Genomic DNA, 24,885 nt, shown 5'->3' on the forward strand with positions numbered 1-24,885 from the left:
AGTGCGCTGATGCAGCGGATTTTTTCACTCCCGCCTGGCGCCACGTTGGCGCCGGCATCCACAACCCCTGAACAGGAACAAGCAGCATGATGAAGGATTGGAACAGCTACCGGGCGTCTCTAGTGGAGCGCGTGGGCGACTTTGCCAGGCAAAGTCCCGATGTGATGCGTGGCATGGTGACCCTGGACAACGCAGCCGTGAAAACCGGCCACCTTGAGCCCAAGATCCACGAGCTGATCTCGCTAGCCGTTGCCGTCACAACGCGCTGCGATGGCTGCATTGCCGTGCACACAAAGAAGGCCGCAGAGGCCGGCGCCTCGCTGGAGGAAGTCTCCGAGGCACTGGGCGTGGCCATTGCGATGAACGCCGGCGCTGCGCTTACCTACTCGGCCCGCGTGATAGAGACTTACCAGCAGCTGCCTGAGTAGTCAGCCGCTTGCCTGTCATGCCCCGGCATGGCGCGCGCCATCCAGGCGCTCGCGCAGTTGCACACAGAGGTGGTCCACTAACGTAGATAGGCGCGCCGAGCCATGCCGGTTGCGCGGGTACACCAGGGACAGAGGCCGGGCCTGCGGCGCGTGGCGTTGGAGCACGGGCACCAGCTCGCCACGCTCGCAGGCCTCGATCACTTGGTAGTGCAGAAAGCGGGCGAAGCCCTGGCCGGCGATGCAGGCGGCCAGGTTGGCGCCGACGGTGTTGCAAGCCAGGCGTCCGCCGACCTTGACGCGCTCGCGTCGGCCATCGGTGGAGAATTCCCACACGCCGGGGTCGCCCACGCCGCCAAACCGGATGCAGGGTTGGGCTGCGAGGTCTTTCGGCTCCAGCGGCAACCCCTGCGCCGCAAGCAGGGCGGGGCTCGCCGCAATGACCTGCCACACCTCAGTGACATGGCGTGCTACCAGGGACGAATCCGGCAGCGGCGCGATGCGAACGGCCAGGTCGATGCCCTCCTCGACGAGATTGACCACCCTGTCCAGCAGCAGCAACTGCACTTCCACCCGCGGGTGGCGCTGCAGGTAGCAGGCCACCAGCGGCGCCACGTGCATCTCGCCGAACTTGACCGAAGCCGTCACCGTGATGCTGCCCGCCGGCTCGGCCTGGGCCTGGCGCATCGCCTGTTCCGACTCGGCCACCGCGGCGCGGATGGCCAGCGCATGCTCTCGATAGGCGCGCCCCTCGTCGGTGATGGCCAGGCGCCGCGTGTTGCGGTTGAACAAGCGCACGCCCAGGTGGGTTTCCAGCGCGGCCAATGTGCGCACAACGCTGGGCAGCGAGAGCGACAGCGCGTCGGCGGCCCGGGTCAGGCTGCCGCGCTCGGCGATTTCGAGGAAGACCTCGATGGCATGCAGGCGGTCCATGTCGCTCCTTTGATCACTGCAATTTTTGCAGCAATGAAGTCAACTTGTCGGCATTTATCTCTGTTTCTTGGATGGATAAATTTGTTGTCAGGGCGGCACACCTCACGCTTCTTTCACCCAAGGCCGCCCCTCGAAAGGATTGCTCCAATGAAAACTGTCATCGTCGTCTTCTCCGATCCCAAGGCGGGCAGCGAAGAATCCCTGGGCCGCGTCTTCAACGCGCTTTTTCTCGCCTACGAGTTGAAGGACAAGCAGCAGGATTTCGACCTGGTTTTCCAGGGTGCCGGCGTGCGTTGGCCTGCCGAACTGGCGCTGCCCGAGCACCCAGCACACGCGCTGTACGAATCCGTACGGGATCGCATCGTGGCGTGCGGCGGCTGTGCCGATGTGTTCGGTGCCGGCGCCGGCTTGGCGCCGACTGGCGTTGCGCTCGTGCGTGACAAGTCGATTCCGGGAACGTCCGGAGTCCTTGACTTGTCGCGCCACCTGGACGCCGGCCACCGGCTCGTGACGTTCTGACTTTGCAGGCGGGATCCCACATGGACGATGCCCACTTCCACCGCGGCGAACGCCTGGTCCAGGAGCGGACCGGTGAACGTGCCACCGCGCTGATCAACAGCCGCAACATCAGCCCGCGCGTTCCGGCGGCGGCCCGTGCGTTCGTCGGCCAGCAGCAGTGGTGCGTCGTCGGCGCGGCCGATCACGCGGGCGACGTCCATGCCTGTCTGCTGACGGGCGAAGCGGGCTTTGTGCAAGTCAGCGAGGAGCTCAATCGACTGTGCATGGCGCTCGACGACCCGCACGGCCGCCTCGCGACCACGGCGCCACTCGACGGTCTGCAGGCCGGCCAGTCCGTGGCCGTACTGCTCATCGAACTTCAGAAGAGGCGGCGCTTGCGGGTCAATGGTCACGTGGGCCTGGCTTCAGCCAGTCAACTCGAGGTTGTCGTGGGGCAGGCGTATCCGGTCTGCCCCAGATACATCCAGAAACGACAGCCAGAGGCCGTCGCGGCCAACGCCGAGGCATCCACCGCCACGTCAGTCGCAGGCGAAATCCTCGATGCCGCCGCGACTGCCTGGATCGATGGAGCCGACACGCTGTTCATCGCCAGCCTGGGCCCTGCCGGCGAGGTCGACGTGTCGCACCGTGGAGGGCGGCCCGGCTTCGTGCAAAGGCGTGGCCAGGTGCTGCGCATCCCCGACTACAACGGCAACAGCATGTTCAACACGCTGGGCAATCTGGAGGTCGAGCCCCGCAGCGGCCTGGTGCTGCCCGATTTCGACGGTGCGCGCCAGCTGCAGTTGACGGGCCACGCTCGGGTTTGCTTCGATGTGGCCAACGACATCGAGCAGACCGGGGGCACCGGCCGTTGGATCGAGTTCACGGTCGAGCGCTGGCGCGCCACCCCCTTGAACCGGCCTTTGCGTTGGCGCTTCCTGGAAGCATCGCCGTTCAACCCATAAGGAACAACGCGCAATCGCGGGGAAAGTTCTTTGCCCACGGCGGTCGTCAACCAGCGTCTGAGCGTCAGCAACTGTCTGAAGCGGTCAGACGTTCGGTGAGACGACCGTCCGCTGATGGCCGACTGCTGAGATAACGAATGCCCAACCGGGACCATGTGCACCTACTACTGCAACCAAAGAAAAGTCTTCTGCAGACCAGCTAACGAACAGGCGACATGTTGGCGACAGGTCCCAAATGGATCCCCGAGCGCGAGAGCGACGAGCTCTCGACCATGAGCTGCCAAGCGGCTACGCGAGGATGGCTCATGAGCGTGGCGGCAAGGTTGCCTCGGCCGGGATGATCTCGTACCTCTGATTCGGCATGTCGATCACCAGGTCGAACCTATCGCCAGGCGCGACACCAGCCATGTTCGCGGCTAGCGCCAGGCTGAAGAATTGTTGGCTGTTCGCCTTGATATTGATGGGGGGGAAGTGCTCGCCTTTGTGCGCGAAGGTGCCATAGACCTTTCCGAAGAGGAATTTCGGAAGGTAGACGACCTGGCGCCGCAGCGACACCTTCGACGCCGACTGCGTGACGCTGAAGCGATAGGGGCGAGTCAGGTCGACGGCCACTTCCAAGGGAGCATTGCGGCCGACCTCGACTTCCCTTCGCCGGCGGGCATCGATCAACCCCTGTGCAGGGATTGGTCGACCTCGGATCGCATAGATGGAGTGCTCTAGCTTCTGAATCGCAGGTGAGCTACTGAGGGCCACCGAAACGGCCATGTTTGAGACGCCACTTGGAACCACCAGTCGCGCGGCAACTTCGGTGCGCGTGGCCGCGCCGCCGTGCTCCTCGATGATGCTGACAATCGTGGCTTCTGTCGGCGAAAGGGCGTCACGCGCGACGGCGGCTTTTGGGGCGTACTTGTTGTGACCGTTCGCCGTAAGCCAATCCCAGCCCGCGATCAGTGCTGTCATAACGTGCAGCGGCGGCATGGCCAGCCCACGCCCGGCGCCTTCGCGATAGAACCAGGCATCATCGGTGACCAGCGCTGAAATCACGGCGTCAATCTCGACGCTGCCGATGGCGACGCTCATGAGTTTGCGCATGCGCGCCGCGGCGGCACTGATGTCACTGTCGATGAGAGTGAACCATCCAGACTCGGCGTCCAGCATGCGGAACCCAGGTGCGCGCTCGAACAGCGAGCGAAGCGTGGCCTCGTCCTGCGCCACGCCCTCCTTGATCGCCAGGATCCCCGCAATGCGGATGAAGTTGGTGCAACCCACAAACGTGCAGTCGCGCCGTGCTTCCGAAAGGGCTACCCTCATCCATGTCGACGGTTCGACGGTGAGGTCTAGCATCACGATGCTTTTGACACCATCACTCGTGCTCGTGCGCGCGGCGACAACCTGGATCGTCGGTGCGACGCCTAGTTCCTTGGCGAAGTCGATTGCCGCGATGATCCCGACGCCCTTCCCAAGGAAGCGCTGCAGCTGCTTGTTGGCCGCGGTGGCGGACAGCGGCATGACGCGCGCGGCCGCCGCGAATAGACGATCCAGCGCCGGTAGCGCGAGCGGCCGCGCACGCAGCGAGGCCAAGAGACCTTCACAGATTTGCCGCACCCGCTCGCGGGTGAGGTCATGCACGTCGGCCATCGCCTGCAAGGTCGCACCCTCCAAGCCGCCAAATCGGCCGAGGAAGAGTTCTCGGCGGCGCCGCAGGCCCGCGTGATCTGGGCGCAGGCCGGCGTCGACCAACGCGTGGCGCAGAAGGTCCTCGAGTTCCTGGGCCCAGGTCGCCTTGTGGGCGGCGATAAGGCGAACGCAGAGTTCGTGGGCGAACCCTGAGAGCGACGGCCTTGCGATCTGCCGTGCGAGCCACGTAGCGAGCGCAGAGCCCGCAACACCCGGAAACCTGAGGTCGTCGATGTCCAGGCCTTGAACCCAGGTTGCGTTGAGGCAATCTGCGACGGCGGCGCGGAATGTGTCGTCGATGTCGACGTCAGGCGAGGCCTGGGGCGCTAGCGCGACCATCCTGGCGCGCACAGGTTGGCCAACCCAGTATGTCGCCTCGATGCGTGCGAGGAGGCCGAGCAGTTCGGCCACCGGAAACTTGAGGACGTCCTTCACCTGGCGAAGCGTCATCGATGGGAAGGCCTCGGAAAATCCCTCGCTTCGTGTGAGCGCAAGCAAATCGTCCCGCTCCGCCCCGCTGGCTGCCAGATGCCAGTTATCGGTCAGGCGCACACCGATGGGCGAACTCCAAATCACATCGAAGCTGGCTCGCCGACGGGCAACGATCACCTCCCGCATCTCGGCGGCAAACCGCTCACTGGGAAGGCCCTGGCGCTGCCAGTTGAAAAGTTCGTGCGCCTCGACGTCACCGTGCACCGAAGGCAATGCGCTCTTGACGAAGGGCCTCATGAAACTTGGCACTACCCTGGCATGGCGGGCGATGGTGCCGCCTGAAGTTGGTGCAGTCTGGCCCGAGCACGCGGCGTCGGGCTGGGGGGCGGCGTCGTGCTGTTTCAATGCATGCCCTTCGTCGAGGTCTTCATCATCGTCGTCTTCGACGTGATCGTGAGTCGCTACGGCTGGCGCGCCCGCGCGCCCCCACGCGCATGCGGGCGAGACAACCGCGACAGTTTACCGACTGGAACGCGCGCTCTTCGGGGCCGCAAAGCACCGGCCAGGGGCGTGCGGTAGGCCGCTACAGCCTGGAGCCTATGGAGGTGTACGACTTTATTAATTGGTCGCCCCCACAAGTTACGACTCTATTCGCGGGTTTACGACTTTATTCGTACCAAACAGCTCCAGTCAGCCGCCCGCGATCAGTCACTCCACCGTGACACTCTTCGCCAGGTTCCTGGGCTTGTCCACATCCGTCCCCCGGGCGCACGCCGTGTGGTACGCCAGCAGCTGCAGCGGCACCACGTGCAGCAGCGGCGACAACGCGCCGTAGTGCTCGGGCATGCGGATCACGTGGATGCCCTCCTCGCTCTCGATGCGCGTGTCGCCGTCGGCCAGCACGTACAGCACGCCGCCGCGCGCGCGCACTTCCTGCATGTTGCTCTTGAGCTTTTCCAGCAACTGGTCGTTGGGCGCCACCGTGACCACCGGCATGGTGCTGGTCACCAGCGCCAGCGGGCCGTGCTTGAGCTCGCCGGCGGCGTAGGCCTCGGCATGGATGTAGGTGATCTCCTTGAGCTTGAGCGCGCCTTCCAGCGCCACCGGGTAGTGCAGGCCACGGCCCAGGAACAGCGCGTTCTCCATCTTCGCGAAGTCTTCGGCCCAGGTGATGACCTGCGGCTCCAGAGCCAGCACGGACTGCAGCGCCACGGGCAGGTGGCGCATGGCCTTGAGGTGGCGCTGCTCCTCTTCTTCCGTCAGCCGGCCCTTGGCCTGGGCGAGCGCCAGCGTCAGCAGGAACAGGCCGGCCAGCTGCGTCGTGAAGGCCTTGGTGGAAGCCACGCCGATCTCCACGCCGGCGCGCGTGATGTAGGCCAGCTTGCACTCGCGCACCATGGCGCTGGTGGCCACGTTGCACACGGTCAGCGTGTGTTCCATGCCCAGGCTCTGCGCATGGCGCAATGCGGCCAGCGTGTCGGCGGTCTCGCCGCTCTGGCTGATGGTGACGACCAGTGTGCGCGGATCGGGCACGGACTCGCGGTAGCGGTACTCGCTGGCGATCTCGACCTGCGTGGGCACCTTGGCGATGCCTTCCAGCCAGTACTTGGCGGTGCAGCCGCTGTAGTAGCTGGTGCCGCAGGCCAGGATCAGCACGCGGTCGATCTGCTGGAACACGCGGTGCGCGCTGGCGCTTGCGCCCTGCTCGTCGGGCTGGCCGTCGAACAGCTCGGGCGCGACGCCCACCAGGCCTTCCAGCGTGTCGGCGATGGCGCGCGGTTGCTCGAAGATTTCCTTCTGCATGTAATGGCGGTAGGGGCCCAGTTCGGCCGCGCCGCTGTGTGCCTGCACGGTCTTGACGGGCCGCGCCACGCTCTTGTGCGCCTTGTCGACGATCCAGTACTTGCCCAGCTGCAGATCGACCACATCGCCTTCGGCCAGGTAGACGATCTGGTCGGTCACGCCGGCCAGGGCCATGGCGTCGCTGGCGAGGAAGTGTTCGCCGCCGTCCTTGCCCACGCCCAGGATCAACGGCGACCCGGCGCGCGCGCCGACGACGCGGTGCGGCTCGTCCTTGGCAAACACTGCGATCGCGTAGGCACCGCGCAGCTGGCGCACGGCGGCCTTGACGGCCTCGAACAGGTCACCGTCGTACACGCTGTCGACCAGGTGGGCGATGACCTCGGTGTCGGTCTGGCTGTGGAACACATAGCCCTTGGCCTTCAAGGCCGCGCGCAGTTCGTCGTGGTTCTCGATGATGCCGTTGTGCACCAGCGCGATGCGGCCTGGCCGCTCGGCCGCCTCGGCGCCCGGGCCGTGGCTGAAGTGCGGATGGGCGTTGTGCACGGCCGGCGCGCCGTGCGTGGCCCAACGCGTGTGGGCGATGCCGGTGCCGCCCTCGATGTGGTCGGCCTGCACCTGTGCCACGAGTTCGGCGACGCGCGCCGTGCTGCGTGCGCGTTGCAGCGCTGTGCCCTGGGCGGGCCCGAGGCTGGCGGCATGGATGGCGACGCCACAGCTGTCATAACCCCGGTACTCCAGGCGCTGCAGGCCCTGGACCAGGATGGGGACGATGTTGCGCTTGGACACTGCGCCGACGATGCCGCACATAGATGTTCTCCGTTGAATGAGCCGGCGGATGCTAGGCGATGCCTCATGTTCTTTTCGGTCAATTTCTCACAACATCTGGAACATTGTTTCCCAAACCAGATTCACAGATCAATAATTTCATCGATGATTGATAAATGGAATCTTTGGATATCGATGCGACCGACTTGCGGCTGCTGGACCAACTGCAGCGCGACGCATCGCTGAGCAATCTGGCACTGGCCGAGCTAGTGCATGTGTCGCCGCCGACCTGCCTGCGCCGCGTCAAGCGGCTGGTCGATGCAGGGTTGGTGGAGCGGCAGGTGGCCATCCTGTCGCCGGACCGGCTGGCGCCGGTGCTGGGCCATGGCCTGACCGCGCTGGTGGAGATCACGCTGGACCGGCAGGATGCGGAGCAGCTGGCCGCATTCGAGGAACGCGTGGTGGCCGACGACGCCGTGCAGCAGTGCTACCGCGTCTCGCCGGGTCCGGACTTCTGCCTGGTGGTGCATGCGCGCGACATGCCGGACTACCTGGCCCTGGCAGAGCGCCTGTTCACAGCCAACGCCAACGTGCGCAACGTGAAGGCTTTCTTCAGCCTCAAGCGGGCGAAGTTCCAGACCCTGCTGCCGCTGCCGCTGCCTGCGGCAAGGTGAGCCAGACCGCGCAGCCCTGGCCGGGGGCGCCTTCGGCGTGTGCGCTGCCGCCATGGCGGCGCATGACCTGCTGCACCAATGCCAGGCCGGTGCCCAGGCCTTCGAAGCGGGTGCCGTGCAGCCGGGCGAAGGGCTGGAACAGGCGCGCGGCCTGGGCGGACGGAAAGCCGGCGCCGTTGTCGCGCACGCACAGCTGAACGCCGCCGCCGGGCAGCACCGTGCCGTCGACCTGGATGCGGGGCTCGGCCACGGGCCGCGTGAACTTGAGCGCGTTGGCCAGCAGGGCCGCCAGCGCCTGGCGCAGCTGCAGCGCATCGCCGGGCACGGGCGGCAGGCCGGGTGCGATGTCCCAGCGGATGGCGCGCGCGCGGTCGGCGGCAGGCAACGCCGCCTCGGCCGCGCGGCGCGCCTCGGCGACCAGCAGCGCGCCATCGGTCAGGCCCGGCTGCAGCGGCGCACCCGACAGCCGCACCAGCGCCAGCACCGCGTCCAGCATGTCGCCCAGCTGGCGCGAGGAACGGTCCAGCTGGGCCAGGGCGGGCGCCACGTCTTCGCCGGAGGCGACCATCTCGCGCAGCACCTCGCCGTAGGCCAGCACATGGCGCAGCGGTGCGCGCAGGTCGTGCGAGACCATGCGCGCCATGTCCTCGGCGTCGGCGTGGGCCGCGCCCAGCTGCGCGCGCAGCGCCTGCAGTTCCCCGGGGGCGTCGGTGCTCACTTGGCCTTCTTCTGTGGCCGCTTCCAGTTGGCGATGCTGATCTGGCGCCCACGCGCCACGCTCAGCGCGCCGGCCGGCGCGTCCTTGGTGATGGTGGAGCCGCCGCCGACGGTGCCGCCGGCGCCGATCGTGACGGGCGCGATCAGCACGCAGTTGCTGCCCACGTGCACGTCGGCCTCGATCACGGTGCGGTGCTTGTTGGCGCCGTCGTAATTGGCAGTGATGCTGCCGGCGCCGTAGTTGACGCGCTCGCCCACCGTGGCGTCGCCCAGGTAGGCCAGGTGGTTGGCCTTGGCGCCCTTGGCCAGGGTGGAGTTCTTCACCTCGACGAAGTTGCCGATGTGCACCTCTTCGCCCAGCTTCGCGCCAGGCCGCAGGCGGGCGTAGGGGCCGACGATGGCGCCCGCGCCCACCTGCACGTGGTCGGCGGCGGACACCCCGCCTTCGATGTGGCAGAAGGCCTGGATGACCGTGCCGGCCGCGATCTGCGCGTTGGCGATCACGCAGTGCGGGCCGATGCGCACGCCGTCGCCCAGCGCCACCTGGCCTTCGAACACGCAGCCCACGTCGATCTCCACGTCGCTGCCGCATTCCAGCCGGCCGCGCACATCCAGGCGCGCCGGGTCGGCCAGGCGCACGCCCTGCTCCATCAGGCGCTGGGCGTGGCGCAGCTGGTATGCGCGCTCGAGTTCGGCCAGTTGCACCGGGCTGTTGACGCCATCGACCTGGATGCGGTCCGCCGTCTTGCTGGCGACCACCGGCACGCCGTCGCCGACGGCCATCTGCACGATGTCGGTCAGGTAGTACTCGCCCTGGACGTTGTCGTTGGTCAGCCGCGCCAGCCAGCGCTTGAGCTGCGCGCTGGGCACGGCCATCACGCCGGTGTAGATCTCGCGGATGGCGCGTTGCGCGTCCGTGGCGTCCTTGTGCTCGACGATGCGCTGCACGGCATCGCCGCTGCGCACGATGCGGCCATAGCCTGTCGGGTCAGGCATGTCCACCGTGAGCAGCGCCAGACGCTCGCCGGCGCAGCTGGCCAGCAGCGCGCGCAGCGTGTCGGCAGCGATCAGCGGCACATCGCCATTGAGGACCAGGGTGATGCCCTCGTCGGGCAGCTGCGGCACGGCCTGCTGTACGGCGTGGCCCGTCCCCAACTGCGGCTCCTGTCTGACGCAATGCAGCGCCGCGGCGGCCTCCCCCGAGGCCACCTGTTGGACGAAACTCTCCACCGTTGCAGCGCCATGCCCGGTGATGACGATGGTGCGCCGGGGGGCCAGTTGCGCCGCGGTGTCCAGGACATGCCCCAACAGGGCGCGCCCGGCCAGACGGTGCAACACTTTGGGGATGCTGCTCTTCATCCGCGTGCCTTTGCCCGCGGCCATGACCACCACATCGATGGATGCCATGCACTACCTCGCTTTGACTGGTTCGAATGCCGCGCGGATTATCGTGCTCGCCCTGGCCTGCCTGGTCGCAGGGTGCGGCTCGGTGCGCCTGGCCTACAACAACGTGCCTTCCTTCGGCACCTGGTGGCTCAACAGCTACCTGGATTTCGACGACTCGCAATCCACCCGCTTGCGCGAGGATCTCGCCAGCCTGCAGCAGTGGCACCGCAGCACGCAACTGCCCGAGATGGCGGGTGTCCTGCAGCGCGCCCAGGCGCTGGCGGCACAGGAGCACGTGGGTGCCGCCCAGGCCTGCGCGCTGGTGGACGACGTGCAGCGCCAGCTGGCAGACCTGGGCGCGCATTCCGAGCCCGGTGCCGCACAGTTGGTGCGCAGCCTCACGCCCGCGCAACTGCAGCACCTGGAAAGCAAGTACGCCAAGACCAACGAGGACTTCCGCAAGGAATGGCTGGACCTGAGCGCCGACAAGCTGCACGAGAAACGCTATGACAAGGCGCTGGACCGCGCCGAGCACTTCTACGGCCGGCTCAGTGGCGACCAGCGCGCGCTGCTGCGCCGCCAGGTCGATGCATCGAGCTACGACCCGCGCAAGCTGCAGGCCGAGCGCCTGCGCCGCCAGCAGGACACCTTGCAGACCCTGCGCGGCGTGGCTGGAGAACAGGCCACGCCCGAGCAGGCCGAACGCGCGCTGCGCGGCCTGTTCGCGCGCTACCGCCAGTCGCCGCAGGCAGACTACCGCGCCTATGCGCAGCGCCAGATCGAGGAAGGTTGCGAAGGCGTGGCGCTGCTGCACGACACCACCACGCCGGCACAGCGCGACAGCGCCGTGAAGCGGCTGCAGGCCTACGAGAAGGACTTCCGGTCGCTGGCAGGGCAGCGCTGAATCAGCGCTTGGCCAGGCGCAACGCGGGGCGAGGCCGCGGCAATTCGCCGCGCTGCTGGCTGCGTTCCAGGTAACCCTGCAGGCTGTGCGGCACGTCCGGCACGCACCAGTCGTCGCCCTGTTGCGCCCGCGGCTGGAATTCACGCGTGCCGTTGTCTTGCTGCTGCTGACGGTTGTCGGGCGGCGCGCTGCGGTGCTGCAGCCCGCTCGACACGGAATCGCGGAAATCCTGGTGCATGAAAGATCGATCCTGATGCGCCGCGCGCCCAGGAAAGGGGCGCGCCGGCTTGTGCGCACCAGCTTAGGGCGCAACCCACGCCACAACCGTCGGCCACGGCTTGTTACAGCCGTCGGTGCCGTCCTACAGCAGCGGCAGCGGCTCCAATGGCTGCGTGGCGTAGTCGGCCAGCTGCGTCAGTGCGCCGGGGTTGCGCAACACCAGCCGCCCCTCGTCCAGTGTGTGCAGGCCCAGGGCCTGCAACCGGCGCAGCGTGCGGTGCGTGTGCACCAGCGACAAGCCGAGCGCATCGGCCATGTGCTGCTGCGTGAGCGGAAAGGGGCAGCCGTTGTCGCCATCCACCAGCCCTAGCCGCTGCATGCGCTTGAACAGGTGGATCAGCAGCACCGCGACGCGCTCCACGGCGCTGCGTCGGCCTGTGGTCAGCAGGTTCTCGTCGAGCATCTGCTCCTCGCGCGCGCACAGCCAGGTCAGGTCGTAGCCCAGGCGCGGATGCGCGCGGTACAGCTCCCACAGCCGCGTGCCCTGGAACACGCACACCGAGACATCGGTCAGCGCCTCCACGCCGTAGGTGGCGCCCTCGGAGAAGCGCTGCTGCAGGCCGAACAGGTCGCCGGGCAGCAGGAAGTTGAGGATCTGGCGCCGGCCATCGCTGAGCGTCTTGTAGCGAAAGGCCCAGCCAGCGTAGAGCGTGAACAGGCGGCCGCCATCGGCCTGCTCGCGGATCAGCGCGTGGCCTGCCGGCACGCGTTCGGTGGCGCTGCGCAGGTCTTCGACAAAGCCCAGTTCGCCGGGCGCCAACTGGTGGAATGCGCCGCTGGCGCGCAGGCCGCAGTGCGCGCAGCGCGGCGGGATCGGTGGAGCATCGGGCAGCGTCACGGCCCGGGAGTGTAGGCGGCTTGGCCGCATGTGCCGCCGCGCCTAGACTCGCACCGTCCCACTCCCGGGACGAGGAGGTGCATTGAATGGGTTCCAGCCTGGATGCCGTGGCGCAAGCGTTCTGCGCCGACCCCGCCTATCCACAAAGCGTGCGGGCCTTGGCCGCCTTGGGCACGCCGCGCCGCTACAGCAGCGGCGCCAAGTTGCTGCACGAGGCCGACCGCGGCGACACGCTGTTCGTCGTGATGGAAGGCCAGGTGCGCGCCTACGGCCACGATCCGCAGGAGCGCGAGATCACCTTCGGCTATGTCGGCGCGGGCGACTACTTCGGCGAGATGGCGCTGGACGGCGGGCCGCGTTCGGCCACGGTCGAGACGCTGGAGCCCACGGTCTGCGCCCTGGTCTCGCGCGACGCGCTGCTGGCCTACATCGCACGCCAGCCCAGCTTTGCGCTGGAACTGCTGTCCAAGGTCACGCGGCGCGCCCGCATGGCCACCAACAGCGCGCGCAACCTGGCCTTCATCGACGTGTACAGCCGCCTCGCCAAGGTGCTGGGCAGCGTGGCCCAACCCCAGGGCGAGGGCCGCGCCGTGCTGCCCGACGACCTGAGCCTGCAGGAGATCGCCCAGCGCGTGGGTTGCAGCCGGGAGATGCTCAGCCGCATCCTCAAGGACCTGCAGGCGGCCGGGTACCTGGAGCGGCCAGACGGCCGCGTGGTGCTGCGCACGCCGCTGCCTTCGCGCTGGTAGTTCCCGAATTAGCACGGGTTTTTGAAAGAATTCGCTCAAAACTGTGTGCATACGTCACAAAGCGGCTGTGGGTTTCACACGGCGTCACGCTGGATCCGCCACCTAAGCTTCGCACCGGCCTCGCCCATGCCGCGGGGAACAAGGAAGCTGCCATGTTGGAAGGTTCTACGTCTGTCCACGCCGAGGCTGCCTGGGACATCGGCAGCGTCATCGCCGCCACGCCGCGGCGGCTTCTTCCCGACGCCACGACGATGCTGCGCTGCATCATCGAACACGTGGACTACGGGCTCGCACTGATTTCCATCGGCTCGCGGCGGCTGCACCTCGCGAATTCCGCCGCCCTCCTGGCCATGAGCGCCGACAGCAACCACAGCAGCGGCCTGGCGGTGGTGGCAGGAGAACTCTGCGCGCTGACGCCCGTCGGCGAGCGCGCGCTCGAACGCAGCCTCACGCTGGCGCGCACCGGCGTGCGCGACCTGCTCACCGCCAACAAGGGCGCCGGCCGCACCACGGTGGCCGTGGTACCGCTGGCCGGCCCCGAGGAAGACGGCCAGGCCTTGCTGATCTTCTCCAAGTCGCGGCTATGCGATGCCACCACGCTGGCCCTGTTCGCGCGCTCCTGCGACCTGACGGCCGCCGAGAGCAATGTGCTGGCCGCCGTGTGCGAGGGCAAGCGGCCGCACGAGGTGGCCCGCCAGCACGGCGTGCAGGTGTCCACCGTGCGCAGCCAGTTGCTGTCGATCCGGCAGAAGACGCGCAGCGGTTCGATCCGCGAACTGGTGCAGACCGTCTCGCTGCTGCCGCCGATGGCCCGCCACCTCGCTTGACGCAGGTCATCGTGGCGTGGCCCAGGTGCCTGGGCCACGGGTGCATGGCTTAGACTGGCGCGAACACGCCACCAGCGCCGCCGCCGCGCGGCACGTCGAGCCATGATGTCCGAGTTGAGTGCACAGACCGACGCGTTCAGTTCAAACGCTGCCACTTCCACGCCCTTGCACCGCCTGGCCGCGCTGGGCGACGTGCGCCATTACCGCAAGGGCACCATCCTGATCCACGAGTCGGACCATGGCGACACGCTGTTCATCGTCATGGAAGGGCGCGTCAAGGTGTTCAGCACCGATGCCAACGGCCGCGAGATCACGCTGGGCGTGATCGTCTCCGGCGACTACTTCGGCGAGATGGCATTGGACGGCGGCGTGCGCTCGGCCAGCGTCATCACGCTCGAGCCGGCGGTGTGCTCGCTCGTGTCGCGCGCGACCCTGCTGGCCTTCATCGGCCAGGAACCGGGGTTTGCACTGGATCTGCTGGGCAAGGTGATCCGCCGCGCGCGCTCGGCCACCAACGCCGTGCGCAACCTTGCCTTCACCGATGTCTACGGGCGCATCACCCAGTTGCTGACCGAACTGGCCGAGCCGCAGCCTGACGGCACCGCGCTGATGCGCGAACGCATGACGCAGCAGGACATCGCCAGCCGCGTGGGCTGCAGCCGCGAGATGGTCAGCCGCATCATGAAGGACCTGGAAGCCGGCGGCTACGTCGGCGTGCGCGACCGGCGCATCGCCCTGCTGGCGAGGCTGCCGGCGCGCTGGTAGATCAGGACTGCTGCTGCGGCACGCGGCCGCGCACCGGCGGCAGCACCAGGCCGACCACACCCAGCGCCAGCCGCGCCAGCGCCGCACCGGCCTGGCCCAGGGCCCGTCCGAGGTCGCGCACCGGTTGCACCACGGCTTGCTGCACGCGGCCCGACCGCAGCGCGCGGCCGACGGCCATGGCCTGGGTCTGCGGCAACGGGTCCCAGCTGAAGTAGGCCGCCGCACCACGGTCCGCACCCGAGGACTCGACCACCACGCGCTGCCCCGCCTGCACCACCAGCCCCCGCCCCGGCACGAGGAACAGGTCGCCGGCGGCCTGGGCGTCGCTGCGCAGCGTGTCCATGGTGACCCACACGCGCCCATGCGCAATGCGCAACACACCCGCAGCAGACGGCGTCAGGCTCAGGGCCTGGCCCGCGTCGAGCTTCCAGCAGCCCGGGAGGGCGGCGGCGGACGAGGATTGATGCGTGCTGAGCGTGGCTTGGGTGAACATGGTGGGCTCCTGCGTTCGGTGCTTGGGAGGGAATGATCGTCGCCGGCCCCTTGGCGGTCCAATGAATTCGCGCTAGGCTATTGATTCGCCAAGCGCATCAATCACGCCATGCAGCATTCCCAGACCCACCTGCGCACACGGCCGATTTCGGCCGGCTACCTGCGCGCCTTCCTGGCCGTGGCGCGCCACCTGAACTTCCGTGTCGCCGCGGAGGAGCTCGCGCTCACCCAGTCGGCCGTGAGCCGGCAGATCCAGTCGCTGGAGGAAGAAGTCGGCGTGCCGCTCTTCCTGCGCCACACCCGCGCCGTCGAACTGACGGGTGCCGGCGCCCAGCTGCTGGCGGCCAGCGCGCCGGCACTGGAGCGGCTGGACGGCGCGGTGCGCCAGATCCGCCAGAGCGCAGGGCGGCGCAGCGTGTCGCTGACGACCTTCGCCTCGTTCGCCTCGATGTGGCTGATCCCGCGGCTCGAGGCCTTCCAGCGCGACCACCCGGACATCGACATCCGCATCGACGCCACCGACGCCGTGGTCGACCTGGACATCGCCGACGTGGACATGTCGCTGCGATACGGCCACTTCACCAACATGCCGGCCGATGGGCGCCGCCTGTTCGGCGAACAGCTGACGCCCGTGGCCAGCCCCTGGCTGCTCAAGAGCGGCATGCGCCTGCAACGGCCCGAAGACCTGGGCCAGTTCACGCTGATCGAAGCCGGCGACGCCCACTACACCCACCTGCAGTGGCTGACCTGGCAGCGCTGGATCGACCTGCAGTTGCCCGCCCCCCAGGCGCGCAAGTTCCAGCCCCAGCGCTGGCTCTACTTCAACTATGCCTACCAGATGGTGCAGGCCGCTCTGGCCGGCCAGGGCCTGGTGCTGGCACGGCTGCCGCTGGTGGCCGAGAGCATGGCCAATGGTGACCTGGTCGAGGTGCTGCCCGGCCGGCGCATGGATTCGCCGATGACCTACTGGCTCAAGCTGGCCCCGCGCAGCGAGGCGCGGCCCGAGGTCCAGGCCTTCTGCGACTGGCTCATGGGCCAGGCCGCGCTGACGCGTGCGGCCGTGGGCGACGCGCCCGACCCCGACACCATCGACGACATCGACTGAAGCCGCGGCGGGCGTGCTAGCCGATCGGCCAGACCACGCCGTGGTCGTTGAGGATCGCGTCGAGCGGCACGTCGTGCGGCTCGGGCTCGAAATCGTCGAGAAAGGCGGTGCCGAAGCCCAGCCCCACCGTCATCGGCTTGGGCTGCAGCGTGGCCAGGGTACGGTCGTAGAAGCCGCCACCGTAGCCCAGCCGGTAACCGCCCGGGGCATAGCCCACGCACGGCACGAACAGCAGCGTGGGCACCACCACCTCGGTGCCCTTGGGCTTGGGAATGCCGTAGGCGTCCTCTTCCATCGGGCAGCCCGGGTACCAGGCGTGGAAGGTCAGCGTCTTGTGCACCTTGTCCACCACGGGCAGGCCGATGCGCTTGCGGGTCGCCTCGCCCTGCAGCTCGCCGTCTTCCTTCCAGCGGTGCAATGCGGGCAACGGGTCGAACTCGCCCTTGATCGGCCAGTACGCGCCGATCACCGTGTCGGGCCGGCCGACCAGCCAGATCCGCATGACCTGCTGCAGGCCGCGCGCGCGCTCCTGCCGGTCCGGCAGGTTCAGGCGCGCTTCCAACAGCGCGGCGCGCAAGGCTTTGCGCTCGCGCGCCTTGTCCTCGGCCGATTTCTCCATAATCCTCCCCATGCAAGTACGGGCCATTCTGACATCGATCGTTCTCCTGGCCGGCCTGGGCGCGGCCCTGCCCAGCCCCGCCCAGACCAGTGCAGACCAGCTCATCCTGGACATGCAGCAAGCCGCCCGGCGCGGCGACAAGGCGCGCCTGGCCAGCCTGCTGCCGCAGGTGCGCGGCCATGTGCTGGAACCCTGGGCCGCCTACTGGGAAGCCCGCAGCCGCCTGGAGGATTTCACCAGCGCCGACATGCAGGCCTTCAGCGCCCGCTATTTCGGCAGCTACCAGGAAGACCGGCTGCGCAACGACTGGCTGCTGCTCCTGGGCCAGCGCCGCGACTGGACCACCTTCGCGGCCGAGCACCCGCAGTTCCGCATGGGCGATGACCGCCAGGTGCGTTGCTACGCGCTGCTGGTCGACCAGCTGCGCAGCAACCAGCCCGCCACGCAGGCCGTGGCCGACGACGTGCGCCGCCTGTGGCTGGCCCAGCGCGACGCCGACGACGGCTGCACGCAGGCCGCCGACCGCCTCTACGCCACCAAGCGGCTGCCGGCCGAGGATGTCTGGCGCAAGGCCCGCCTGTCGGTCGAGGCCAACCGCGGACGTGCCGCGCGCGATGCCGTGCAGATCGTCGCGCCCGAGGCGCTGGACCAGGTCGGCCAGTTGCTCGACAGCCCGGTGCGCTACCTGGCCGGGCGCGCCATCGCGGCCTCCAAGCTGCGCCGCGAACTGATCACGCTGGCCCTGGTGAAGCTGGCCGCGTCCGACCCCGACCAGGCCGCCGCGGCGCTCGACGGCAAGTGGAGCGTGCAGCTCACGGCCGAAGAACGCAACTGGCTCTGGGGCACGATCGGCAAGCAGGCCGCGATCCGCCGCTCGCCCTCCACCTGGGACTATTTCGACAAAGTGCAGCGCGACACCGACCTGCACGACGAGATGCTGGCCTGGAAGGCCCGCACCGCGCTGCGTGAAGGCCAGTGGAAGGCGCTGACCACCACCATCCAGGCCATGGGCGACGACAGCCGCCTCGACCCGACCTGGATCTACTGGCGCGCCCGCGCGCTGCAGAAGATCGGCAGCGAGGCCGACCGCGCCGAGGCGCTGCAGCTGTATGACAGCATCGCCAGCGTGCGCGGCTTCTACGAACAGTTGGCGCTCGAGGAACTCGGCCGCAGGATCGAGGCGCCGCCGGCGCCACCGCCGCCCACGCCGGACGAGAAAGCCCTGGCCCGGGCCAACCCCAGCCTGCAGCGTGCGCTGTACGCCATCGGCATCGGCCTGCGCAGCGAGGGCGTGCGCGAGTGGAACTACGCCACCAACCTGCACGCGCCCGGCGGCATGGCCGAGCGCGACCTGCTGGCCGCGGCCGACCTGGCCTGCGAACGCCAGGTCTGGGACCGCTGCATCAACACCAGCGAGCGCACGCGCCAGTCCATCGACTTCAGCCAGCGCTTCCCGATGCCGCTGCAGGACTCCGTGGTGCCGCGCAGCCGCGCCATCGGTCTGGACCCGGCCTTCGTCTACGGCCTGATCCGCCAGGAGTCGCGCTTCATCATGGACGCGCGCTCGCACGTCGGCGCCTCCGGCCTCATGCAGGTGATGCCGGCCACGGCGCGCTGGACGGCACGCAAGATCGGCCTGAACGACTTCACGCCCGGCCAGATCAACGACCGCGAGACCAACATCGCCATCGGCACCGGCTACCTCAAGCTGGTGCTGGACGATTTCGCCGGCTCCATGCCCATGGCCGCCGCCGCCTACAACGCCGGCCCGGGCCGCCCGCGCGTGTGGCGCGGACAGGCTGGCGCGCCGACGCTGGAGGCCGCGATCTGGGCCGAGAACATCCCTTTCACCGAGACGCGCGACTACGTCAAGAAGGTGGTCTCCAACGCCACCAACTACGCTGCCATCCTCACGGGCCAGCCGCAGTCGCTCAAGGCCCGCATGGGCACCGTCGGCCCGCTGGCCGCAGGCGCACCCGACCCGAGCAAGGAACTTCCGTAAGGTGGTTGCATGGACAGCGTGCTGGCCCGCATCGGCGACACCGTCGCGCTGGAGTTCAGCGACCTGCGCAGCGTCGAGGACGCCACCCGCATCGTGCTGCGCCTCGCACTGGCCGCGCTGCTCGGCGGCCTGCTGGGCATCGAGCGCGAAGCCAAGGGCAAGGCGGCCGGCGTGCGCACCCACATGCTGGTCTCCATGGGTGCGGCCATGTTCGTGCTGGCCTCGCAGCAGTTCGACATCGGCGCGGCCGACATGAGCCGTGTGCTGCAGGGCGTGATCGCCGGCGTCGGCTTCCTGGGCGCCGGCACCATCCTCAAGGGCGATGCAGAGAACCAGGTCAAGGGCCTGACCACCGCGGCCGGCATCTGGATGACCGCCGCCATCGGCGTCGCCGCCGGACTCGGCAAGGAGAGCACGGCGATCCTGGCCACCTTGCTGACACTGGTCATCATGGCTTCGCTGCCGCTGTTCGCGAAGCTGTTCGAGCGCGACGACGACCGCCGGCCCTAGCGCGGCCGCCATCCGCGGCGGGCAGGGACAAGCGCACGCGCCTTGTTCCGACAGAACGGTGACAACGGCGTGACAGCATTGACATGCGGCTGTCACACCCGATTCCTAGCATCCGCCCTGCAAAGGATCCGCACCATGAACGACAAGCTCATTCCCGACCACCACGACAGCGTGATGCAACGCATCGAACGCGACCTGCTCGACAGCTACGACGAGGAGCTGGAGATGGAGATCGACGACGGCCGCCTGGACGCGGCCGGGGAAGCCGGAGCCGAGGACAGCCTGGGCCGCCAGGCCTACTTCCGCGAGCTGCTGCGCCTGCAGGGCGAACTCGTCAAGCTGCAGGACTGGGTGCAGTTCCACAAGAAGAAGGTGGTGATCCTGTTCGAGGGGCGCGACGCCGCAGGCAAGGGCGGCGTGATCAAGCGCATCACCCAGCGCCTGAACCCGCGCGTGTGCCGCGTGGCCGCGCTGCCGGCGCCCAACGACCGCGAGAAGACCCAGTGGTACTTCCAGCGCTACGTCTCGCACCTGCCGGCCGGCGGCGAGATCGTGCTGTTCGACCGCAGCTGGTACAACCGCGCCGGTGTCGAGCGCGTCATGGGCTTTTGCAACGACGCCGAGTACGAGGAGTTCTTCCGCTCGGTGCCCGAGTTCGAGAAGATGCTCATCCGCTCGGGCATCACGCTGGTCAAGTACTGGTTCTCCATCACCGACGACGAGCAGCACCTGCGCTTCCTGGGCCGCATCCACGACCCGCTCAAGCAGTGGAAGCTCAGCCCCATGGACTTCGAGAGCCGCCGCCGCTGGGAGGCCTACACCAAGGCCAAGGAGACCATGCTGGAGCGCACCCACATCCCCGAAGCCCCGTGGTGGCTCGTGCAGGCGGTGGACAAGAAGAAGGCGCGGCTGAACTGCATCAGCCACCTGCTGGCGCAGTTCCCGTACGAAGAGGTCGAGCACCCGTCCATCGTGCTGCCCGAGCGGGCCCGCAATCCGGAGTACACGCGCAACCCGGTGCCGGCCAACATGTACGTGCCGGACCGGTACTGACGCCCGATTGATTCGGAGCGCGCATCGATCGCGCGCACTTTCGGCATCCATGGCGCGGCAGCGCCACGCTAGCATGGCCAGCTCCTGAACAGCCCCGGTGCCGCCATGCTCAAGCTCTACATCGCCAACAAGAACTACTCGTCCTGGTCGCTGCGGCCCTGGCTGCTGATGGCGCAGTCCGGTATCGCCTTCGACGAGGTCATGGTGCCCTTCGACGACCTGGCCGCGGGCTCGCCTTTCAAGCAGACGCTGCAGCCGCTCGCGCCCACCGGCCAGGTGCCGCTGCTCGTCGATGGCGACCTGGTGGTCTGGGACACGCTGGCCATCGCCGAATACCTGGCCGAGAAGTTTCCCGAGAAGAAGCTGTGGCCAGCCGATGCCCGCGCACGCGCCAGGGCGCGCAGCGTCTGCGCAGAGATGCATGCCGGCTTCGGCGCGCTGCGCAACCACTGCCCCATGAACCTGGAAGCCAGCCTGCCCGAGATGGGCCGGGTGATCTGGCGCGACCAGGCCGGCGTGCGGGCCAACGTGGCGCGCATCGTGGCCATGTGGCAGGAGCTGCTCGACAGCCATGGCGGGCCCATGCTGTTCGGCGACTTCGGCATCGCCGACGCCTATTACGCGCCGGTCTGCGTGCGGCTGGCGAACTTCGCGCTGCCGGTGCCGCCGGCGATCACGGCCTATGTCGAACGCGTGCGCGCGCTGCCGGCCATGGTGCGCTGGACCGAGGCGGCCCTGGCCGAGCACCGCTTCGTGGACTTCGACGAGCCCTACCGGGCCGCGCCCTGAGCTTCAGCTGTCCAGCCGGCGCACGCGGTAGGTGGCGTCGAACACCAGCCGCCCCGGCTCGCCCTGGTTCATCACGGTGTAGCGCAGCAGCTTGATCGGCGTCTCGCCGAAGGTGGCGTAGAGCTGGCCGGCCATCATGCGCGCGGCGGCCTGGCGGATCGCAGGCTTGGCCGCGTCGATCCGCACGGTCAGGCGGTCGGGCCCGCTCTGCACCGCAGACATGCATTGCAGGCCGCCGAGTTCCTCGAAGGCGGGAATCGTCAACCGTTCGGTGCTTGTCTGGGCCTGGGCGTGCATCTGTGACCTTCCGCGTTTCGGCGTGTTCGCAAAACGCAGCATTCTGGAGACCGCCCCCGGGCCCTCGCGTAGGACAAAGCCGCCCGGCGCTGCGAGCCAAGGCAAGCAAAGACGCCCCAAAAAAAAAGGGGCGCCGAGCGCCCCTTGCCATGGCACGCCCGCGGCGTGTCAGAGCTTGAACGGCACCACTTCCTGGCGCTGCTCGCCCAGGCCTTCGATGCCCAGCGTGATGACGTCGCCCTTCTTGAGGAACACCGGCGGCTTCATGCCCATGCCCACGCCGGGCGGCGTGCCGGTGGTGATCACGTCGCCGGGGTTCAGGGTGTTGAGCTGGCTCACGTAGGCCACCAGCTTGGCCACGTTGAAGATCATGGTCTTGGTGTTGCCGGTCTGCATGCGCTGGCCGTTCACGTCCAGCCACATGCCGAGCTTCTGCACGTTGGCGATCTCGTCGCGCGTGACCAGCCAGGGGCCGATCGGGCCGAAGGTGTCGAAGCCCTTGCCCTTGTCCCAGGTCAGGCCGTGCTCGAGCTGCCAGGCGCGTTCGCTCACGTCGTTGACCACGCAAAAGCCCGCCACGTAGTTCAGCGCATCCTTCTGCGAGACATAGCGCGCACGCGTGCCGATGACCACGCCCAGCTCCACCTCCCAGTCGGTCTTGACCGAGCCCTTGGGCAGCATGACGGGATCGTTCGGGCCCTGGATGCAGCTGTTGGCCTTGGTGAAGACCACGGGCTCGGCCGGGATCGGCATGTTGGACTCTGCCGCGTGGTCGGCGTAGTTCAGGCCGATGGCGATGAACTTGCCGACGCCGGCCACCGGGCTGCCGAAGCGCGGCTTGCCGCGCACCAGCGGCAGCTTGTCGGCCTTGACCCTGCGGATCTTGGCCAGGGCCGCATCGCCGAGCTGGGCCGCGCCGATGTCGGGCACCACGGACGACAGGTCGCGCAGCTGGCCGTTGGCGTCGATGAGGCCGGGCTTTTCCTTGCCGGGGTTGCCGTAGCGGACGAGTTTCATGTCTTGTTTTCCTTCTGAAGGGTCAGTAAGTGGAGCGGCCGCCCGAGAGGTCGAACACCGCGCCTGTCGAGAACGAACAGTCTTCGGAGCACAGCCAGCCGACCATGGCCGCCACCTCCTCGACTGTACCGAAGCGCCCCATGGGGATCTTGGACAGCATGAAGGCGATGTGCTCGGGCGTCATCTGGTCGAAGATCGGCGTCTTCACGGCGGCCGGGGTGACGCAGTTCACGCGGATGCCGGTGTCGGCCAGTTCCTTGCCGAGCGACTTGGTCAGCCCGATGACGGCGGCCTTGCTCGCGCTGTAGGCGCTTGCGTTGGGGTTGCCGTCCTTGCCGGCCACCGAGGCGATGTTGACGATGCGTCCGTAGTTGCGCGCGCGCATGAGCGGCACGATCTCGCGGCAGCAGAAGAACAGCCCGTTCACGTTGACCTGCTGCACCTGCTCCCAGGCCTCGGGGGGGTAGTCCCACAGCTTGACGTTGGGGCCTGTGACGCCCGCGCTGTTGACCAATATGTCGATGGCCGCATGCGCGGCGCCGGTCTGGCGCGCGGCCTCGGCCACGCTGGCATGCGCCGCCACGTCCACCTGCACCGTGTCCACCCCGGTGCCCAGCGCGGCCTTGGCCTGGTGCAACGCCTCGGCATTGCGGTCCCACAGCGTCACCGTGGCACCGGAGGCCAGCATGCGCTGCGCGATGCCGAAGCCCAGGCCCACGGCACCGCCCGTGATGACCGCGTGGCGGCCCTTCAGGTCGAGCTGGTTCATATCGTCATGCCGCCATCGACCGAGAACACCTGCCCGGTGGCGAACTGCGATTCGTCGCCCGCCAGGTAGACGACGATGGGCACGATCTCTGCCGCCTGCGCGAGCCGGCCCATGGGCTGGCGCGCCACGAAGGCCTTGCGCGCCTGCACCGGATCGGCCTGGGCATTGATGCGCTCGCCCAGGGAAGGCGTGTCCACCGTGCCCGGGGCGATGGCATTGCAGCGGATGCCGCGCGCCACGTAGTCGGCCGCCACGCTCTTGGTCAGGCCGATCACCGCGGCCTTGCTGGTGCCGTAGACGCAGCGGCTGGGCAGCCCCTTCAGGCTGCTGCACACGCTGGCCATGTTGATGATGCTGCCCTTGCCCTGCCCGCCCTGGCCGTCGTCGTTGGCCAGCATGCGCGGCAGCGCCGCCTGGATGGCCCAGAACTGCGCACGCACATTGAGGTTGAGCGCGAACTCCAGGTCGTCGTCGGTCGCATCGAGGATGGGGCCGTTGTGCACCACGCCAGCGCAGTTGAACAGCACGTCGATGCCCGGCATGCCGGCCACCACGTCCGCGATGGCGGCCTTGTCCAGCACGTCCAGCCGCTGGATGTGCACCAGCGGCTGCCGCCCGTAGGCCTGCTCCAGCAGGCCCTGGTTGACGTCGGTGGCCCAGACCTCCGCGCCCTCGCGCGCCAGTGCCTCGACCGCCGCACGGCCGATGCCCTGGCCGGCCGCGGTCACCAGCACTCTCTTGCCCTGCAATCGCATCGCTTCTCCTCGTGTTCAGGGTTTCGCCGGATGGGTGCCATCCGCCAGCTGTGGAATTATCAATTGGTCAGACCACTTGGCCAATTCAGTACAAGCCCTAAGAGAGCCGCCGTGCCACTGCAGTCCATCGCCCCGCAACGCCTGTACCGCCAGATCGCGGACCAGCTCCGCGACCTCATCACGCGCGGCGAGTTCGGCGTGGGCGCGCGGCTGCCGGCCGAGCGCGACCTGGCGCAGCAGCTGGGCGTGAGCCGCCCCTCGGTGCGCGAGGCGCTGATCGCACTGGAGGTCGAGGGCTGGGTCGAGGTGCGCACCGGCTCGGGCGTCTACGTGCTGGAGCGCGAGCGCCGCGCCGCCACGCCCGTGGCCGAGACCGAATGGGGCCCGCTGGAGCTGATCCGCGCGCGCCGCGTGGTCGAGGGCGAGACCGCCGCCATCGCCGCGCTGCAGCGCAAGCGCACCCACCTGGACGCCATGGCCCGCGCCGTCGACACGATGCGCGAGCTGGCCGACCAGAAACGCATGCCGCTGGAGGGCGACCGTGCCTTCCACATGGCCATCGTCGAGGCCTGCGACAACCAGGTGCTCAGCGAGACCGTGCAGGGCTTCTGGGACTCGCGCCGCGGCCCGATCTTCACGCGGCTGGGCGGCTACTTCGAGACCGTGCCCTCCTGGCGCATGGCGATTGCCGAACACGAGGCCATCCGCGAGGCCATCGCCGCACGCGACGCCGAGGCCGCGCGCGCAGCCATGCACCAGCACATGGACAAGTCGCACCAGCGTTTTTCCGCCAGTTGGCGCCGTGCCAAAGAGCTTTCCTCAACCTGACCCCACCCAACC

Annotated in this window: 27 protein-coding genes; 14 read left to right on the forward strand and 13 right to left on the reverse strand. The window is 68.3% G+C overall.

Annotated elements, in window-relative coordinates; all coding sequences use genetic code 11:
• Positions 1-86: 86 nt before the first annotated feature.
• Positions 87-428: a carboxymuconolactone decarboxylase family protein gene (locus tag ASF44_RS08380; protein ID WP_056898764.1), complete on the forward strand. Its 342-nt coding sequence runs from the start codon at positions 87-89 to the stop codon at positions 426-428.
• A 15-nt stretch (positions 429-443) separates the two neighbouring features.
• Here ASF44_RS08380 and ASF44_RS08385 read toward each other — a convergent pair whose 3' ends face one another.
• Positions 444-1,358 carry a LysR family transcriptional regulator gene (locus tag ASF44_RS08385; protein ID WP_056898765.1) on the reverse strand — a complete coding sequence of 305 codons (915 nt, stop codon included), beginning with the start codon at positions 1,356-1,358 and terminating at the stop codon, positions 444-446.
• Between the two features lie 147 nt (positions 1,359-1,505).
• On the opposite strand from ASF44_RS08385, the gene ASF44_RS08390 reads away from it, so the two are divergent.
• Together ASF44_RS08390 and ASF44_RS08395 are read left to right on the forward strand one after the other, a co-directional pair.
• Entirely contained in the window at positions 1,506-1,877 is a 372-nt protein-coding gene (locus tag ASF44_RS08390; RefSeq protein WP_056898766.1) for a DsrE family protein, read from the forward strand.
• Positions 1,878-1,897: 20 nt separating this feature from the next.
• The gene (locus tag ASF44_RS08395) at positions 1,898-2,821 is read left to right on the forward strand and encodes a pyridoxamine 5'-phosphate oxidase family protein (RefSeq protein ID WP_056898767.1); all 924 of its coding nucleotides are present in this window, start codon (positions 1,898-1,900) and stop codon (positions 2,819-2,821) included.
• 303 nt (positions 2,822-3,124) lie between these two features.
• On the opposite strand, the gene ASF44_RS08400 is transcribed toward ASF44_RS08395, so the two are convergent.
• Positions 3,125-5,335: a hypothetical protein gene (locus ASF44_RS08400; protein ID WP_156374405.1), complete on the reverse strand. Its 2,211-nt coding sequence runs from the start codon at positions 5,333-5,335 to the stop codon at positions 3,125-3,127.
• A gap of 303 nt (positions 5,336-5,638) precedes the next feature.
• A complete protein-coding gene (gene glmS / locus ASF44_RS08405; RefSeq protein ID WP_056898769.1) occupies positions 5,639-7,540 on the reverse strand; it encodes a glutamine--fructose-6-phosphate transaminase (isomerizing) in 1,902 nt (633 codons plus the stop codon).
• 134 nt (positions 7,541-7,674) lie between these two features.
• Between glmS and ASF44_RS08410 the strand changes: the two genes are divergently transcribed.
• A complete protein-coding gene (locus ASF44_RS08410) occupies positions 7,675-8,172 on the forward strand; it encodes an Lrp/AsnC family transcriptional regulator (protein ID WP_056898770.1) in 498 nt (165 codons plus the stop codon).
• Here ASF44_RS08410 and ASF44_RS08415 read toward each other — a convergent pair.
• Both ASF44_RS08415 and glmU read right to left on the reverse strand, forming a co-directional pair.
• The gene (locus tag ASF44_RS08415; RefSeq protein WP_056898771.1) at positions 8,117-8,890 is read right to left on the reverse strand and encodes an ATP-binding protein; all 774 of its coding nucleotides are present in this window, start codon (positions 8,888-8,890) and stop codon (positions 8,117-8,119) included. The two genes, ASF44_RS08410 and ASF44_RS08415, sit on opposite strands and share 56 nt — an antisense overlap.
• A complete protein-coding gene (glmU, locus tag ASF44_RS08420) occupies positions 8,887-10,296 on the reverse strand; it encodes a bifunctional UDP-N-acetylglucosamine diphosphorylase/glucosamine-1-phosphate N-acetyltransferase GlmU (protein ID WP_056898772.1) in 1,410 nt (469 codons plus the stop codon). Before glmU ends, ASF44_RS08415 begins: the two co-directional genes overlap by 4 nt.
• 43 nt (positions 10,297-10,339) lie before the next feature.
• Here glmU and ASF44_RS08425 point away from each other — a divergent pair, with 43 nt between their 5' ends.
• Entirely contained in the window at positions 10,340-11,179 is an 840-nt protein-coding gene (locus tag ASF44_RS08425) for a DUF6279 family lipoprotein (RefSeq protein WP_235579170.1), read from the forward strand.
• Position 11,180: 1 nt separating this feature from the next.
• On the opposite strand, the gene ASF44_RS08430 is transcribed toward ASF44_RS08425, so the two are convergent.
• Both ASF44_RS08430 and ASF44_RS08435 read right to left on the reverse strand, forming a co-directional pair.
• On the reverse strand, positions 11,181-11,417 hold the full coding sequence (locus tag ASF44_RS08430) for a hypothetical protein (protein WP_056898774.1): 237 nt from the start codon (positions 11,415-11,417) through the stop codon (positions 11,181-11,183).
• Between the two features lie 123 nt (positions 11,418-11,540).
• On the reverse strand, positions 11,541-12,290 hold the full coding sequence (locus ASF44_RS08435) for a Crp/Fnr family transcriptional regulator (protein WP_235579173.1): 750 nt from the start codon (positions 12,288-12,290) through the stop codon (positions 11,541-11,543).
• A gap of 92 nt (positions 12,291-12,382) precedes the next feature.
• On the opposite strand from ASF44_RS08435, the gene ASF44_RS08440 reads away from it, so the two are divergent.
• The 3 genes from ASF44_RS08440 (at position 12,383) to ASF44_RS08450 (ending at position 14,637) form a co-directional block, all read left to right on the forward strand.
• Complete coding sequence (locus ASF44_RS08440; protein WP_056898776.1) at positions 12,383-13,045, forward strand: Crp/Fnr family transcriptional regulator; 663 nt, start codon at positions 12,383-12,385, stop codon at positions 13,043-13,045.
• A gap of 152 nt (positions 13,046-13,197) precedes the next feature.
• Entirely contained in the window at positions 13,198-13,872 is a 675-nt protein-coding gene (locus ASF44_RS08445; RefSeq protein WP_056898777.1) for a helix-turn-helix transcriptional regulator, read from the forward strand.
• A gap of 105 nt (positions 13,873-13,977) precedes the next feature.
• Positions 13,978-14,637 carry a Crp/Fnr family transcriptional regulator gene (locus ASF44_RS08450; protein WP_056898943.1) on the forward strand — a complete coding sequence of 220 codons (660 nt, stop codon included), beginning with the start codon at positions 13,978-13,980 and terminating at the stop codon, positions 14,635-14,637.
• Position 14,638: 1 nt separating this feature from the next.
• On the opposite strand, the gene ASF44_RS08455 is transcribed toward ASF44_RS08450, so the two are convergent.
• A complete protein-coding gene (locus ASF44_RS08455) occupies positions 14,639-15,130 on the reverse strand; it encodes a DUF2917 domain-containing protein (protein WP_056898778.1) in 492 nt (163 codons plus the stop codon).
• A gap of 108 nt (positions 15,131-15,238) precedes the next feature.
• Here ASF44_RS08455 and ASF44_RS08460 point away from each other — a divergent pair, with 108 nt between their 5' ends.
• The gene (locus ASF44_RS08460) at positions 15,239-16,234 is read left to right on the forward strand and encodes a LysR substrate-binding domain-containing protein (protein WP_056898779.1); all 996 of its coding nucleotides are present in this window, start codon (positions 15,239-15,241) and stop codon (positions 16,232-16,234) included.
• Between the two features lie 16 nt (positions 16,235-16,250).
• Here ASF44_RS08460 and ASF44_RS08465 read toward each other — a convergent pair whose 3' ends face one another.
• Positions 16,251-16,853 carry a 5-formyltetrahydrofolate cyclo-ligase gene (locus tag ASF44_RS08465; RefSeq protein WP_056898780.1) on the reverse strand — a complete coding sequence of 201 codons (603 nt, stop codon included), beginning with the start codon at positions 16,851-16,853 and terminating at the stop codon, positions 16,251-16,253.
• A gap of 10 nt (positions 16,854-16,863) precedes the next feature.
• Here ASF44_RS08465 and ASF44_RS08470 point away from each other — a divergent pair, with 10 nt between their 5' ends.
• The 4 genes from ASF44_RS08470 to ASF44_RS08485 all read left to right on the forward strand — a co-directional run bounded on the left by ASF44_RS08470 (position 16,864) and on the right by ASF44_RS08485 (position 21,207).
• Positions 16,864-18,855, forward strand: a complete 1,992-nt coding sequence (locus ASF44_RS08470) for a lytic transglycosylase domain-containing protein (protein ID WP_056898781.1) — start codon at positions 16,864-16,866, stop codon at positions 18,853-18,855.
• 9 nt (positions 18,856-18,864) lie between these two features.
• Positions 18,865-19,365, forward strand: a complete 501-nt coding sequence (locus ASF44_RS08475) for an MgtC/SapB family protein (RefSeq protein ID WP_056898782.1) — start codon at positions 18,865-18,867, stop codon at positions 19,363-19,365.
• A gap of 135 nt (positions 19,366-19,500) precedes the next feature.
• Complete coding sequence (gene ppk2, locus ASF44_RS08480) at positions 19,501-20,418, forward strand: polyphosphate kinase 2 (protein ID WP_056898783.1); 918 nt, start codon at positions 19,501-19,503, stop codon at positions 20,416-20,418.
• Between the two features lie 105 nt (positions 20,419-20,523).
• Positions 20,524-21,207 carry a glutathione S-transferase family protein gene (locus ASF44_RS08485; protein ID WP_056898784.1) on the forward strand — a complete coding sequence of 228 codons (684 nt, stop codon included), beginning with the start codon at positions 20,524-20,526 and terminating at the stop codon, positions 21,205-21,207.
• A 3-nt stretch (positions 21,208-21,210) separates the two neighbouring features.
• On the opposite strand, the gene ASF44_RS08490 is transcribed toward ASF44_RS08485, so the two are convergent.
• The 4 genes from ASF44_RS08490 to ASF44_RS08505 form a co-directional block, all read right to left on the reverse strand.
• Positions 21,211-21,504, reverse strand: coding sequence for a hypothetical protein (locus ASF44_RS08490; protein ID WP_156374406.1), 294 nt, complete (start codon positions 21,502-21,504; stop codon positions 21,211-21,213).
• Positions 21,505-21,672: 168 nt separating this feature from the next.
• Positions 21,673-22,521, reverse strand: a complete 849-nt coding sequence (locus tag ASF44_RS08495; RefSeq protein WP_056898786.1) for a fumarylacetoacetate hydrolase family protein — start codon at positions 22,519-22,521, stop codon at positions 21,673-21,675.
• A 22-nt stretch (positions 22,522-22,543) separates the two neighbouring features.
• Positions 22,544-23,290, reverse strand: coding sequence for an SDR family NAD(P)-dependent oxidoreductase (locus ASF44_RS08500; protein WP_056898787.1), 747 nt, complete (start codon positions 23,288-23,290; stop codon positions 22,544-22,546).
• A complete protein-coding gene (locus tag ASF44_RS08505; RefSeq protein ID WP_056898788.1) occupies positions 23,287-24,045 on the reverse strand; it encodes an SDR family oxidoreductase in 759 nt (252 codons plus the stop codon). The genes ASF44_RS08500 and ASF44_RS08505 overlap by 4 nt, the downstream gene beginning before the upstream one ends.
• A gap of 111 nt (positions 24,046-24,156) precedes the next feature.
• Between ASF44_RS08505 and ASF44_RS08510 the strand changes: the two genes are divergently transcribed.
• Positions 24,157-24,873 carry a FadR/GntR family transcriptional regulator gene (locus ASF44_RS08510; RefSeq protein WP_056898789.1) on the forward strand — a complete coding sequence of 239 codons (717 nt, stop codon included), beginning with the start codon at positions 24,157-24,159 and terminating at the stop codon, positions 24,871-24,873.
• Positions 24,874-24,885 lie beyond the last annotated feature (12 nt).

The organism is Pseudorhodoferax sp. Leaf274, assembly GCF_001422445.1.
Classification (GTDB): domain Bacteria; phylum Pseudomonadota; class Gammaproteobacteria; order Burkholderiales; family Burkholderiaceae_C; genus Pseudorhodoferax.